The organism is Xenorhabdus bovienii SS-2004 (assembly GCF_000027225.1).
GTDB lineage: Bacteria > Pseudomonadota > Gammaproteobacteria > Enterobacterales > Enterobacteriaceae > Xenorhabdus > Xenorhabdus bovienii_C.
On the sequence record NC_013892.1, the window covers coordinates 1,677,094 to 1,691,917 of the forward strand.

Annotated in this window: 11 protein-coding genes; 4 read left to right on the forward strand and 7 right to left on the reverse strand. The window is 46.2% G+C overall.

All coding sequences use genetic code 11. The features are described 5' to 3' along the window. Positions 1-243: 243 nt before the first annotated feature. The 4 genes from metC to XBJ1_RS07365 all read left to right on the forward strand — a co-directional run bounded on the left by metC (position 244) and on the right by XBJ1_RS07365 (position 3,960). On the forward strand, positions 244-1,437 hold the full coding sequence (metC, locus tag XBJ1_RS07350) for a cystathionine beta-lyase (protein ID WP_012988216.1): 1,194 nt from the start codon (positions 244-246) through the stop codon (positions 1,435-1,437). Positions 1,438-1,631: 194 nt separating this feature from the next. Next, entirely contained in the window at positions 1,632-2,300 is a 669-nt protein-coding gene (locus XBJ1_RS07355) for a DedA family protein (protein ID WP_012988217.1), read from the forward strand. A gap of 191 nt (positions 2,301-2,491) precedes the next feature. After that, the gene (gene dkgA / locus XBJ1_RS07360; RefSeq protein ID WP_012988218.1) at positions 2,492-3,331 is read left to right on the forward strand and encodes a 2,5-didehydrogluconate reductase DkgA; all 840 of its coding nucleotides are present in this window, start codon (positions 2,492-2,494) and stop codon (positions 3,329-3,331) included. A 341-nt stretch (positions 3,332-3,672) separates the two neighbouring features. Next, positions 3,673-3,960: a hypothetical protein gene (locus XBJ1_RS07365; protein ID WP_232503313.1), complete on the forward strand. Its 288-nt coding sequence runs from the start codon at positions 3,673-3,675 to the stop codon at positions 3,958-3,960. A gap of 83 nt (positions 3,961-4,043) precedes the next feature. Here the strand turns inward: XBJ1_RS07365 and carB are convergent, their stop codons facing one another. The 7 genes from carB to ileS all read right to left on the reverse strand — a co-directional run bounded on the left by carB (position 4,044) and on the right by ileS (position 14,807). Then, a complete protein-coding gene (gene carB / locus XBJ1_RS07370; protein WP_012988220.1) occupies positions 4,044-7,268 on the reverse strand; it encodes a carbamoyl-phosphate synthase large subunit in 3,225 nt (1,074 codons plus the stop codon). 17 nt (positions 7,269-7,285) lie between these two features. Further along, on the reverse strand, positions 7,286-8,446 hold the full coding sequence (gene carA, locus XBJ1_RS07375; protein WP_038198643.1) for a glutamine-hydrolyzing carbamoyl-phosphate synthase small subunit: 1,161 nt from the start codon (positions 8,444-8,446) through the stop codon (positions 7,286-7,288). Between the two features lie 436 nt (positions 8,447-8,882). Continuing rightward, a complete protein-coding gene (gene dapB, locus XBJ1_RS07380; RefSeq protein WP_012988222.1) occupies positions 8,883-9,704 on the reverse strand; it encodes a 4-hydroxy-tetrahydrodipicolinate reductase in 822 nt (273 codons plus the stop codon). Positions 9,705-9,974: 270 nt separating this feature from the next. Further along, positions 9,975-10,928 (reverse strand): 4-hydroxy-3-methylbut-2-enyl diphosphate reductase, encoded by a 954-nt coding sequence (ispH, locus tag XBJ1_RS07385; protein WP_012988223.1) that lies wholly within the window; start codon positions 10,926-10,928, stop codon positions 9,975-9,977. Continuing rightward, on the reverse strand, positions 10,909-11,379 hold the full coding sequence (fkpB, locus tag XBJ1_RS07390) for an FKBP-type peptidyl-prolyl cis-trans isomerase (protein WP_012988224.1): 471 nt from the start codon (positions 11,377-11,379) through the stop codon (positions 10,909-10,911). The genes ispH and fkpB overlap by 20 nt, the downstream gene beginning before the upstream one ends. A 105-nt stretch (positions 11,380-11,484) precedes the next feature. Further along, positions 11,485-11,994 (reverse strand): signal peptidase II, encoded by a 510-nt coding sequence (gene lspA / locus XBJ1_RS07395; RefSeq protein ID WP_012988225.1) that lies wholly within the window; start codon positions 11,992-11,994, stop codon positions 11,485-11,487. Beyond that, the gene (ileS, locus tag XBJ1_RS07400; RefSeq protein ID WP_012988226.1) at positions 11,994-14,807 is read right to left on the reverse strand and encodes an isoleucine--tRNA ligase; all 2,814 of its coding nucleotides are present in this window, start codon (positions 14,805-14,807) and stop codon (positions 11,994-11,996) included. The genes lspA and ileS overlap by 1 nt, the downstream gene beginning before the upstream one ends. Positions 14,808-14,824: the final 17 nt, after the last annotated feature.

The window sequence follows — 14,824 nt, forward strand, 5'->3', positions numbered from 1 at the left end:
AGAGGGAAAAGTCCGACGCAAATGATATCAGACATTGAGCGATTTGATAGTAATTATCATTACTATTTGACAAAAAAGTGATCATTAAAGGAATAATTTTATCAAAGTGTTCTTCTGTTCCCATTTCAGATCACCTTGAATTTTCGTCAAGTTGTTCGAATCTCTTTGCACAAACTGTCCTAAATCTTTTAAGTTGCTAACCATTAATTGAACAATCAGCGACCGGCAGCGAAGGGAACTTATATGACCGAAAAGAAACTGGAGACCTTATTGGTCAGTACAGGCAGAAAGAAAAAATATACTCAGGGTGCTGTCAATCCCCTCATTCAACGCACTTCATCCATCATTTTCGACACCGTCGAAGACCTGAAACATGCGTTGAAAAACCGGGCTAAGAGTGAGTTATTCTATGGACGCCGTGGCACTCTGACTCATTTCGCCTTTCAGGAAGCGATGACGGAGCTAGAAGGCGGTGCAGGCTGTGCTCTGTATCCTTCCGGCGCAGCAGCGATCACCCATTCGATTCTGGCCTTTGTGGCAACTGGCGATCATGTTCTGCTGACAGGGAGTGCTTATGAGCCGACGCAAGATTTCTGTAATCACATCCTCAAAAAGATGGGCATTTCTACCGATTATTTTGACCCGATGATCGGAGAAGGGATCGCATCACTGATTAAGCCAAACACAAAAGTCGTTTTTCTTGAATCCCCCGGCTCTCTCACCATGGAAGTGCAGGATATTCCGTCCATCGTGCGTACTATCCGCCAGATCAATCCTGAGATTGTCATTATCATCGATAATACATGGGCGGCCGGCATTCTCTTTAAAGCGCTGGATTTTGGCATCGATATTTCCATCCAATCGGCCACAAAATATATCATTGGTCATTCAGACGGCATGCTGGGGACGGCGGTCGCTAATGCACGCTGCTGGGATCAACTCAGAGAAAGTTCGTATCTACTGGGTCAAATTGCCGATCCCGATACAGTTTATACCGCAACCCGTGGATTACGTACGCTGGCAATTCGCTTAAAACATCATGAAGAGAGCAGCCTGCACATCGCCAAATGGCTCGCCCAGCGGCCAGAAGTTGCCGAAGTTTATCACCCCGCTTTGCCTTCTTGTCCGGGGCATCATTATTTCCAGCGTGATTTCACCGGCGCCAGCGGGTTATTTTCCTTCCTGCTGAAGGTCGAACTGACCCCTCAGCAATTCGCTGAGTATCTGGATAATTTACATCATTTCAAAATGGCATTTTCATGGGGCGGATTTGAATCCCTGATTCTGGGTATTCAGCCTGACATGCTCACTTCGCTGCGTCGATACGATCCCCTCAAAAAGACGGGAACATTATTTCGCGTGCATATCGGATTGGAAAACCCACAAGACCTGATTGACGATCTTGCAGCCGGTTTTGCCCGTATTGCACCCCTTTAGCCCCAAAAGACCGTACTCCAGAAATCTTTACAAAAATCATGGCTGTCTTTCTGTTGCAGATAGCCACGGTTGATTTCCTCTCTCTTAAACTGAATCAAACTCGATGCTGAATCAAATCAACTCCCCTTCCGCGTTTTTCCGGTACACTGGTTGGCATGTATTTTTAATGACTCGCAGAAATTACAGGATAGATAATGGAAATATTAAGCGAGATCGTGCATGCGCTCTGGCAACATGATTTTACCCAACTCGCCAATCCCGAGGTTATCTGGATTATTTATGGTGTCCTCTTTGTCACTCTGGTTCTGGAAAACGGCTTACTGCCAGCCGCTTTTTTACCCGGCGATACCCTGCTGGTACTTTCTGGTGCCCTGATTGCCAAAGGCGTCATGAGCTTCATCCCTACGGTTATATTGCTGACCATCGCCGCCAGTCTGGGATGCTGGCTGGGTTACTTACAGGGGCGCTGGCTCGGCCATACTCGAATTGTCAAAAACTGGCTTGCCCAGCTTCCTGTCCAATATCGCGAGCGTGCCCACGTGTTGTTTGCTAAACATGGTTTGTCCGCTTTACTTGTCGGGCGCTTTTTGGCCTTTGTCCGCACTCTCCTGCCAACATTTGCCGGTATTTCTGGTCTAAATAATAAACGTTTTCAATTTTTTAATTGGTTAAGTGGCTTCTTATGGGTCATGATTATCGTGAGTTTTGGCTATATCTTGAATCAGATCCCCTTCGTCAAAGCACATCAGGATCTGGTCATGAATATTTTGATGATCCTGCCTATCATTCTGTTGTTCAGCGGGCTTTTCGCTTCTCTGTTGATGTACTGGCGTCACAAAAAGACATCATCAAAAAAAAAGTAAGTAAGCATACTTGTCGCTTACCTTTATTTAAAATATTGTCGACATAGCAAAGTATTTACCTATTTCACTAACATTATTTTGGTTGTCAATCGTCATTAAACTGATAATAAACAATACCTTGAATCACGTTTTATTTATCCCGAAGTCGTTATACTCGATCCAAAAGTGACGTAACCTAAAGGAGATAAAAAATGGATCAGCAGACAATTATTAAGCTCGTTGATGGGAATCTTATGCCACAATTGGGACTTGGCGTTTGGCAAACGAGTAATGAGCAAGTTGTTAAAGCTATTCACACTGCCCTGGAGGTTGGCTATCGTTCCATTGATACTGCGGCGATTTATCACAACGAAAGCGGAGTCGGCAAAGCATTAAAGGAAATCGATATTCCGCGTGAAGAAATTTTCGTCACCACTAAACTCTGGAATGATCGCCACCAAGATGCCAAAGCGGCATTAGAAGAAAGTTTGGATAAGCTGCAACTGGATTACATCAATCTCTATTTACTTCACTGGCCTGTTCCCCATCAGGATCAATATGTTGAAGCCTGGAAACAGCTTATTGAACTGAAAGAATCCGGTCTGGCTCGTAGTATTGGTGTATGTAATTTTCACATTGAACACTTACAGAACTTGATGTCAGAAACGAGCGTCATTCCTGCTATCAACCAAATCGAATTGCACCCTCTGATGCAGCAAAGACAACTGCATTCGTGGAATGCAACTCACCATATTACAACTGAATCCTGGAGCCCATTGTCACAAGGCGGAAAAGGCGTCTTTGACAACCCATTGGTTCAACATCTGGCCATTAAATATGAAAAAACTCCTGCACAAATCGTGATTCGCTGGCACCTTGACTGCGGCATGATTGTCATTCCTAAATCTGTCACGCCTTCTCGTATTAAAGAGAACTTTGACGTATTTGATTTCAGGTTGGAAAAAGAAGATTTGACGGCTATGGCTGAATTGGATATTGGCAAACGAATAGGGCCAAACCCCGATATTTATACTGGCGATCACGTCAAATAATATCAATACGGATAAGATTCACTTGAATAAATATCCCATTGTTTAATCCATATAAGGCCTGAACTCGCAAAAATAGAGCTCAGGCCATGCAAATGTTCATCCGCACCTCACGAATAAACTGCCGTTCAAACACCAAAAATCATTAGATAAATCGATATTATAAATAGTAACCATGTTGATTATTTATTTATATTATCTGGTCTAGGATTATTTTATTACTTCAAATAACATTAATATAAGTAACATGCATAAAAAATGCGTCCTTCATGATAGTAACTTATATTAATATTCACAACGTTAAACTTAAATAATATTTAAGGCAAATAATAATGACTTACATCATGATTTCTTTATTAATGCTGATCCCTTTTTTCTTTTTGGTGAAACGGTTCCTATTATCAAATCATGTTCATCAGAATGTCTCTGGCATTATGTTGACGGTAGTTGCGATAGCTGTTCATATGTATATATTTCGCTTTGATAGAGTTCCGATTGTCAGCGTTTCCATTCCCAATATTGTCGCTTACGGTTCTATCGTAATTGCACTGTTACATGGCATGATCTATTCCATCTGCTTCAGATTGTATTTTGGCAGGGAATCTTATGATGACCATTCAAGGATTGATTAAAAAAAACGGCTTCCCTGCTCGTTGAATAATCAACTTTGGGGAAGCCGTTTTTTCAGCAGGATACTGTCAAAGCTGACGGTATTTTATCCTGTGATTTTTGCGTGCATTTCCTGTACAGAAATCACCTGCTCAGTGGGATCTGCACTGAGTGCCATGGTAGTCGCAAAACCACCATTCAGGGTGGTGTCATAATGCACTTTATATTGCAGTGCGCTACGACGCAGCAGTTTTGAATCTTCAATGGCCTGACGGCCTGCGGTGGTATTAACGATATAGTTATATTCACCGTTTTTGATTCTATCCTGAATATGCGGACGCCCTTCATGAACTTTGTTCACCAGACGTGGGTTGATCCCCGCCTCACCCAACACAATCGCTGTACCGTGGGTCGCATCCAGTTCAAAGCCCTGTTTGAGCAGTTTAGCGGCCAAATCAACAACGCGCTCTTTATCTTCTTCACGTACAGACAACAGGGCACGGCCGTGCTTGCCCATCGTGGAGCTACTGCCCAGCATCGCTTTGGAGAAGGCTTCAGCGAAAGTGCGGCCAACACCCATAACTTCACCTGTAGAACGCATTTCCGGTCCCAAAATGGGGTCAACACCCAGAAATTTATTGAACGGCAGAACCACTTCTTTTACAGAGTAGTACGGAGGAATAATTTCCTTAGTGACGCCCTGTTTCAGCAGAGATTGACCCGCCATCACCCGTGCAGCTACTTTTGCCAACGGCAGACCGGTCGCTTTGGAAACAAAAGGAACGGTACGTGCCGCACGCGGGTTCACTTCAATCAGGTACACTTCGTTATTTTTCACTGCAAACTGCACGTTCATCAGACCACGGACACGCAATTCAAAAGCCAGTTTTTCAACTTGCTGGCGCATCACGTCCTGAATTTCCTGACTCAACGTGTAAGCTGGTAGTGAACACGCTGAGTCGCCGGAGTGAACCCCTGCCTGTTCGATATGCTCCATGATACCGCCAATCAAGACACGCTCACCATCACAGATAGCATCAACATCGACTTCAACCGCATCATCAAGGAAGCGATCCAGCAATACGGGAGCGTCATTGGATACGCTGACTGCATTCTGGAAGTAACGACGCAGGTCAGTTTCGTCATAGACAATTTCCATCGCACGTCCACCCAGCACGTAAGATGGACGAACCACCAGCGGATAGCCAAGCCCATTACCTTTCTCAACCGCCTGTTCGATGGTGGAGACGGTAGCGTTCGCAGGTTGTTTCAAACCGAGACGATTGACAGCCTGCTGGAAACGTTCACGGTCTTCTGCACGGTCAATAGCATCCGGGCTGGTGCCGATAATCGGCACACCGGCCGCTTCCAACTCACGCGCCAGTTTCAATGGCGTCTGGCCGCCATACTGGACGATCACACCGGTTGGCTTTTCAACACGGACGATTTCCAGCACGTCTTCCAGTGTCACGGGTTCAAAATAGAGACGGTCGGAAGTGTCGTAATCCGTTGAAACAGTTTCTGGGTTACAGTTCACCATGATGGTTTCGTAACCGTCTTCACGCAGTGCCAGTGACGCATGTACACAGCAGTAATCAAATTCAATGCCTTGCCCGATACGGTTCGGGCCACCACCCAATACCATGATCTTCGGCTTGTCATGGTTCGGGTTGGATTCACATTCGTCTTCATACGTGGAGTACATGTAAGCGGTATCGGTCGAAAATTCTGCCGCACAAGTATCAACACGTTTATAAACCGGATACAAGTTGTAATCGTGACGTAATTTGCGGATCTCTTTGCCAGATACGCCGACCAGTTTCGCCAAATGTGCATCCGCAAAGCCTTTGCGCTTAAGATGACGCAGGAAATCAAACGTCAGGCCATTAATGCCCTGTTCTTCCACCTGCTCTTCCAAACGCACCAGTTCTTCAATCTGTACCAAGAACCAGCGATCAATGTTAGTCAGGTTGAAAACGCCATCAATAGACATACCCGCGCGGAAAGCATCGGCGACATACCAGATGCGTTCAGCGCCAGCGCTTTTCAATTCGCTGCGGATCTTGGTCAGTGACTGTGGATCATCCAGATTGACTTTAGGATCGAACCCGGTCACGCCGACCTCCAGACCACGCAGCGCTTTCTGCATGGATTCCTGGAAAGTACGGCCAATCGCCATCACTTCACCGACAGACTTCATCTGAGTTGTCAGGCGGTCATTGCTGCCAGCAAATTTTTCAAAGTTGAAACGCGGGATCTTGGTAACGACATAATCGATAGAAGGCTCGAAAGATGCCGGTGTACGGCCACCCGTGATGTCATTCATTAATTCATCAAGGGTATAACCCACTGCCAGTTTTGCCGCAATTTTTGCGATCGGGAAGCCCGTCGCCTTGGAAGCCAGCGCAGATGAACGAGATACGCGTGGGTTCATCTCAATCACAATCAAACGACCATTTTTCGGGTTCACTGAAAATTGAACGTTCGAGCCGCCAGTTTCTACACCAATCTCACGCAGTACCGCCATCGAAGCGTTACGCATGATCTGGTATTCTTTGTCAGTCAGTGTTTGTGCTGGCGCTACGGTGATAGAGTCACCCGTATGGATACCCATTGGATCGAAATTTTCAATCGAACAGATGATGATACAGTTGTCATTTTTATCCCGCACCACTTCCATTTCATACTCTTTCCAGCCAATCAATGATTCATCGATCAATAATTCGTTGGTTGGGGAAAGATCCAGACCGCGCTCACAGATTTCTTCAAATTCTTCACGGTTATAAGCAATACCGCCGCCGCTTCCGCCCATAGTGAAAGAAGGACGAATGATACAAGGGAAGCCAACGTCTTCTGCCACTGCCAGCGCTTCTTCCATCGTGTGGGCGATACCAGAACGCGCAGTATCCAGCCCGATTTTTTTCATCGCTTTGTCAAAACGCTGACGATCTTCTGCTTTATCAATCGCGTCAGCGGTTGCACCAATCATGGTCACGCTAAATTCTGTCAGTACGCCCTGACGTTCCAGTTCCAGTGCACAGTTCAGGGCAGTTTGCCCGCCCATGGTTGGCAAAATTGCGTCTGGACGCTCTTTTTCAATAATTTTGCGTACCACTTCCCAATGGATTGGCTCGATATAGGTCGCATCCGCCATTTCCGGATCGGTCATGATGGTTGCAGGGTTGGAGTTCACCAGAATGACGCGATAGCCTTCTTCCCGCAACGCTTTACAAGCCTGAGCGCCGGAATAGTCAAATTCACAAGCCTGACCGATAACAATCGGACCCGCACCCAAGATCAGGATACTTTTAATATCAGTACGTTTTGCCATTTTTCTTCTGCTCCTGATTACTTGGTGTTCTGAACGTGGTTCTGACGATGCTGTTCAATCAATTCAATGAAATGGTCGAACAGTGAAGCGGCTTCATGTGGGCCAGGACTTGCTTCAGGATGCCCCTGAAAACTGAATGCAGGTTTGTCAGTGCGATGGATACCTTGCAGTGTGCCGTCAAATAGTGACTTATGAGTCACACGCAGATTCGTTGGTAAGGTGCTTTCATCAACAGCGAAACCGTGATTTTGTGCTGTGATCATGACGACATTGTTCTCCAAGTCCTTAACAGGATGGTTGCCGCCGTGATGACCAAATTTCATTTTCACCGTTTTTGCGCCACTGGCGAGCGCCAGTAACTGATGCCCCAAACAGATACCAAATACTGGGATCTCGGTATTCAAGAAAGCCTGAATTGCTTCAATAGCATAGTCACAAGGCTCTGGATCGCCGGGGCCATTAGACAGGAAAATGCCATCCGGTGCCATTTTCAGCACTTCATCCGCGGGGGTTTGGGCAGGAACAACCGTTACGCGACAGCCACGATCCACCAACATGCGTAGGATGTTACGTTTGACACCAAAATCATAAGCCACAATGTGATACGGTAATTCTTGCTCTTTGCAAACTTCCGGTAGCCCATCTGCCAATGTCCAGCTTCCCTGTAACCACGGGTAAGATTGTTCGGTGGTGACTTCTTTCGCCAGATCCATGCCTTTCAAACCAGGGAAAGCTTTCGCTTTTTCCAGAGCAACTTGAGCATCTGCCTCATTACCCGCAATGATACAGCCGTTCTGAGCACCTTTTTCCCGTAACAGGCGGGTCAGCTTGCGTGTATCAATATCAGCAATGGCAACAATGTTGTGGCGTTTCAGGTAATCAGACAGATTTTCTTCACTGCGGAAATTGCTGGTCACTAAAGGCAAATCGCGAATGACCAGACCTTGGGCTTGGATGGCGGGGGATTCTTCATCAGCGGCATTGATGCCGGTATTACCAATATGGGGATAAGTAAGAGTAACAATTTGGCGGGAATAGGAAGGGTCGGTAAGTATTTCTTGATATCCGGTTATTGAGGTATTGAAGACCACTTCTCCAACAGCCACACCCTCTACACCTATGGCGCGACCATGAAATTGGGTTCCATCTTCGAGAACCAATATAGCTGACTTAATCAAAACGCCCTCCAGAATGAATAACAAGTCGCATCCGATGCATATTAATTCAGAAATAATCCTTTGAATCAATGCCAATTGATGATTTTTGTCAAAATTTTGGCAAATTGCGCGCATTTTAATGACGAGAGAGGGGATTGTCTACAAAAAATACCTTTTTCATTAGCTTTTTTACAAACCTCAGCCCTACATTGAGTGAATACACCTGAAAAGAACAAAAAAGTAGGTTAAAACAGTCGATTAATATGAAATAAAATTTTAAAACAGAAAAACAGTGTGGCTTTTCCATTTCAATGGAAAAAAAGTAACAAAAAGTCAAATTATCACTATAAAAACGAATAAAAATTCAGGCTATCATAATAAAAACCAAATAAATCGAAAAATTACGTAATTACACAAAAATAATTACGTAATTACAATTAGTTATAAACACAAATAATTATAAATTTTTAAGGTTAAGGACATCTTTCATATCATAAAGGTCATTGTTTTTCGCATTCAACCATATTGCAGCTTTAATAGCTCCATTAGCAAAGGTCATACGGCTTGAAGCTTTGTGACTTATTTCTACACGCTCACCAATGTCCGCAAAAATTGCGGTATGCTCTCCAACGATATCGCCCGCCCTCACCGTCGCAAATCCGATGCTTTTCGGGTCACGCTCACCAGTATGGCCTTCACGGGCATAGACCCCACAGGTTTTAAGATCACGCCCTAAAGCATGGGCGATAGATTCCCCCATTGCCAGCGCTGTTCCTGACGGAGCATCCACTTTGTGACGATGATGAGCTTCAATGATTTCGATATCTGTATACTCCCCCATCACTGTGGCTGCTTTTTCCAGTAGTTTCAGCACCAGATTAACACCGACACTGAAATTAGCGGCAAAAACGATAGGAATATCACGAGAAGCGTCTTCAATCGCCTGTTTACCTGCGTCATCAAACCCTGTCGTGCCGATGACTATTGCCTTGCGATACTGGCGGCAGATTGCGAGGTAAGCGAGTGTACCTTCTGGTCGGGTAAAATCGATCAGGACATCAAAATGCTCAATAACATCATGCAAATCATCACTGACGGTAATACCATTCTTGCCGATACCTGCCAATTCTCCCGCATCTGTTCCCACTAATGAAGAACCTGAACGCTCCAGCGCCGCACCGAGCGTAGCGCCATCCAACTGCTGGGCTGCCTGAATGAGATGACGCCCCATACGGCCACCTGCACCTACAACAGCAACGCGAATATCTGTATCAGCCATAAAGTCCTCGCTATAAATCGTTTTTAATTGAGGTGATAAAGCAAATTGTTTAACAGCTTAACTGGCGAGGACTGGCAGCACCAGCATTAGAGGCTAACCATTAGAAAAACAGAGATCAGGAAGAGTGTTATAAAAAATGCTAAACAGCAGCCATATCATGATAAGCCACAGGTTATACACTCTATAGAGTATGAAGGTCTACCATGAATAAAGTAAGTTGATTATGGTAGACCCTTTAATATTTTGGGAAGAATATTAATTAAAATAAATTTAATTAACTTCTTTTACCTCAACTCTCAATTCTTTTGGCACTTCAAAGACAATATTCTCTTCACGTCCATGCAGTTCGGTGACGATATCCGCACCAAAGGCTCTTAAACGTTCAATAACCTGCTGAACTAAGATATCCGGAGCCGATGCTCCCGCAGTTACGCCAATGGCGTCCACACCTTTGATCCACTCTGATTTGATATCATCCGCCGAATCAATCAAATAAGCAGGTTTACCTACCCGCTGTGCCAGTTCAGCCAGACGGTTTGAATTTGATGAATTTTTCGAGCCGACCACCAAGACCACATCGGCGCCTGATGCCAAGTCACGAACCGCTTCCTGACGGTTAGTCGTGGCATAACAGATATCATCTTTGCGTGGGCCAACAATGTTCGGAAAACGTGCATTCAGCGCATCGATCACTTCTGATGTGTCGTCCACAGAAAGCGTCGTCTGGGTCATAAAGCAGAGGTTATTTTCATCCTTAACTTGCAGTTTCCACACATCTGCCGGTGATTCCACCAGATACATGCCGCCTTCAGGGTTATTGTATTGTCCCATCGTGCCTTCCACTTCAGGATGGCCTGCATGACCGATCAGAATCGCTTCTTTGCCTTTACGACTCGCCCGTGCCACTTCCATATGCACTTTTGTCACCAGTGGGCAAGTAGCATCAAACAGCATGGTTAAATTACGGGAGCGGGCTTCCGCACGAATAGCCTGAGAAACACCATGTGCTGAGAAGATCAGGATCGCACCATCAGGGACTTCTGCAATGTTTTCAATGAAAATAGCGCCACGTTCCCTGAGATTGTCAACCACATAACGATTGTGAACCACTTCATGACGAACATAAATCGGTGCGCCATACAGTTCCAACGCACGTTCAACGATGCTGATGGCACGATCAACACCAGCACAGAAACCACGGGGATTAGCCAGCAATATTTGCATGATTTTCCTCCAACTGAGGGTCAATCTCCAACACTTCAATGTCAAAAGTGATGTTTTGGTCAGCCAGCGGATGGTTAAAATCAACGATGATGGAACCTTCAGCCACTTCTTTGACTAAACCCGGCATTTCACTGCCATTCATAGCAGTAAATAGCATGATGGTTCCTACTTCAGGAATACCGGCGTCGGCAAAATCACGGGGTGTAAAGTATTGCACCAAATCAGGGTTGGGTTTGCCGAAAATGGCTTCACCCGCCAGCGTGAATTGATGTTTATCACCCACGTTCAAGCCAAGAAGCTGCTGTTCCAATGGCGCGGAGAGGCTGCCATCACCCAAGCGGAATAATGCAGGCTTACCTTGACTGTAAGTCGAGTCTGCCGTTGAGCCATCATCCAGCTTTAATGTGAAGTGTAATAAAACTGCACTGTGCACTTGCACCTGCGTTGACATATTGCTCACACCTATTACTCAAAAATGATTACACGTATACCCATTAAAACTGATTGGGTATAGATGAAATTATCAGCCCCAGTACCGTTGACCGGGGCTGATTTCTTATTGTGATTTCGATGCTGTTTTCTTGTCATCCGGGCTGATAAAGCTCTCTATGATGATGAAAGCCGCCCCGATACAGATCGCAGAATCTGCAATATTAAAAGTGGGCCAGTGCCATTCCCCGACGTAAAAGTCGATGAAATCGACAACAAAACCATGTACCAGCCGATCGAACAAATTCCCCAATGCCCCACCAATCACTAAGGCGTAAGCAGCATTACTCAGTTTCTGCTTGGCACTAGAGCGGTACATCATCACCAGCAGTACAGCAGAAATGATGATAGCCACCAATGCAAAGAACCAGCGCTGCCAGCCGCCCTTATCAGCGAGAAAACTGAACGCAGCCCCCGGATTCTGAGCATAAGTCAGATTGAAATAAGGTATCAATGGCGTGGATTCATATAGTGTGAAATTCTGCAACACTAACTGTTTGCTTCCTAAATCCAGTATCAATACCACTACAACCAGCCAAAGCCAGCGAAGACCAGTGGAACAAATGGGTTTATTCATCAGGCAAATTTACGCTCTTCACCGTTACCGGCAACGTTAGTCACACAGCGGCCGCAAAGTTCTGCATGTTCCGCCACCAGCCCCACATTTTTAGCATAGTGCCAGCAACGTGGGCATTTTTCTCCATCCGCTTTGCGGAAAGCAATTTTCAAGCCTTTAAGTTCACTCTGCTGTGCATCGTCACCCGCTGTAGTATAAGTGGCAACTTCTACCTGAGAAGTCAGCAGGACAAAACGCAATTCGTCAGAAAGTTTGTTGAGTTTTTCTACCAGCGATTCGTCAGCATAGAGGGTAACTGCGGCTTCCAGTGAACTGCGGATATGTTTATCAGCACGAGCCTGTTCCAGAACTTTGTTCACTTCACCACGTACTTCCAGCAATTCAGCCCAGAAAGTATCGTTCATATCTTCGCCATCTGCCAGACCAAACAGCCCGTCATACCACTCTTCAGTAAAGACATACTGGGCGCGGTTGCCCGGCAGTTCATTCCAGACTTCATCAGCGGTGAAGGAAAGGATCGGCGCTATCCAGCGAACCAGTGCTTCTGCGATATGGAACAAGGCGCTCTGGCAGCTACGACGCGCCAGACCGTCGCTCTTCGCGGTATACTGACGGTCTTTAATGATATCCAGATAGAATGAACCCATTTCTACGGAGCAGAACTGCATCAAACGTTGAACGACGGAATGGAAATCATATTCGTCATAGCATTTGAGGATGTCAGCCTGTGCTGCCTGAGCACGGCCTACCGCCCAACGATCCAGCGCGACCATATCTTCCGCTTTCACCATATGTTGTTCCGGGTCAAAACCATTCAGGTTTGCCAGCAGGAAACGAGCGGTGTTACGAATACGGCGATACGCATCAGCAGAGCGTTTCAGGATTTCGTCAGAAACCGCAATTTCACCAGAATAGTCAGTGGATGCCACCCACAGGCGCAGAATATCTGCACCCAGTTTGTTCATCACATCTTGCGGGCTGACGGTATTACCGATGGATTTGGACATTTTGCGTCCCTGTTCATCCACCGTGAATCCATGAGTCAGAACTTGGCGGTAAGGTGCTTTGCCCTTAATCGCTGTAGACAGCATTAATGAGGACATGAACCAGCCGCGGTGCTGATCGGAGCCTTCCAGATAAATATCGGCTGAGTTGCCGTGGAACTCTGGACGAGCGTCGACAACAGAGGAGTGAGTGCTTCCTGAATCAAACCAAACATCCAGCGTATCCGGTGCCTTGACGTAATCAGCGGCGTCAGCGCCCAGTAATTCTGCGGTATCCAGATCCCACCATGCTTGAATACCACCAACTTCAACACGCTTGGCAACTTCTTCGATCAACTCTTGTGTACGTGGATGCAGTTCCTGCGTTTCTTTGTGCAGGAACAAGGACATTGGTACGCCCCATGTACGCTGACGGGAGATACACCAATCCGGACGGTTTTCTACCATTGACTCAATACGTGCCTGCCCCCAGCCCGGTATCCACTCAACGCCTTTGATCTCTTTCAGGGATTGTTCACGCAGACCGTTCTGATCCATGCTGATGAACCACTGTGGAGTAGCACGGAAGATGATCGGTTTTTTGTGACGCCAGCAGCAAGGATAGCTGTGCTGTAATTTTGCCACATTCAGCAGAGCGCCTTTTTCTTGCAGCAGTTCAACGATAATATCGTTCGCCTTGAAGACAAATACGCCATCCAGTGAAGGATAAGTACCAGAGATATAGCAGCCATTCGGCCCGACTGGGTTCGCAATTTCAAGGCCATATTTCAGGCTGATGGAGTAGTCGTCCGGGCCGTGACCACCCGCAGTATGTACCGCACCTGTACCGGCTTCAAGCGTAACGTGATCACCCAGAATTGCAGGAACGTCGAAGCCCATGAATGGGTGGTTGAAGCGCAGCAGTTCCAGATCCGCACCAGTACAGTCACTCAGCACTTGCCATGAAGTCATGCCCGCGCGCTGCATGACGGATTCAACCAGTTCTGCCGCCAGAATCAGGCACTCGTCTTCTATTTTGACCAACTGATAGGTGATTTCGGCATTCAGAGAAATAGCGCGGTTAGCTGGTAATGTCCACGGTGTGGTTGTCCAGATAACCAGAGAAACCGGCAGGCCAGGAGACTGTATATCAAATTTGGCATACACCGCGTCCGCATCAACGGCCTTGAAGCGAACGTCAATGGAAGGCGAAGTTCTGTCGTAATATTCAACTTCGGCTTCTGCAAGGGAGGAGCCACAGTCAGTACACCAATGAACAGGTTTAACACCTTTCAGCAAATGACCATTGCCGATGATACGTCCCAGAGCACGAATAATATCGGCTTCGGTTTTGAAATCCATCGTCAGATAAGGTTTATCCCAGTCGCCCAGAACCCCCAGACGCATGAAACCGGCTCTTTGTACTTCGACCTGACTCATTGCATATTTGCGGCACTCAGCACGGAATTCAGCGGCGGAAAATTTTTCCCCCGGCTTGCCAATAATTTGCTCAACCTTGAGCTCAATCGGCAAACCGTGGCAGTCCCAACCAGGAATATAAGGCGAATCGTAGCCTGACAGCCCTTTGGACTTAATAACAATATCTTTGAGAATTTTATTGACTGAGTGACCAATATGAATATCGCCGTTTGCATATGGAGGGCCATCATGCAAAATAAATGTTTTTTTACCAGATTTCGCTTTTCTAATCGCCTGATACAAACCTTCTTTGTACCAACGTTTTAACATATCTGGTTCGCGCTTGGCTAAATCCCCGCGCATCGGGAACCCTGTTTCCGGTAGGTTCAGGGTGTCTTTATAGTCACTCATTATAGATTCTCAGTTCC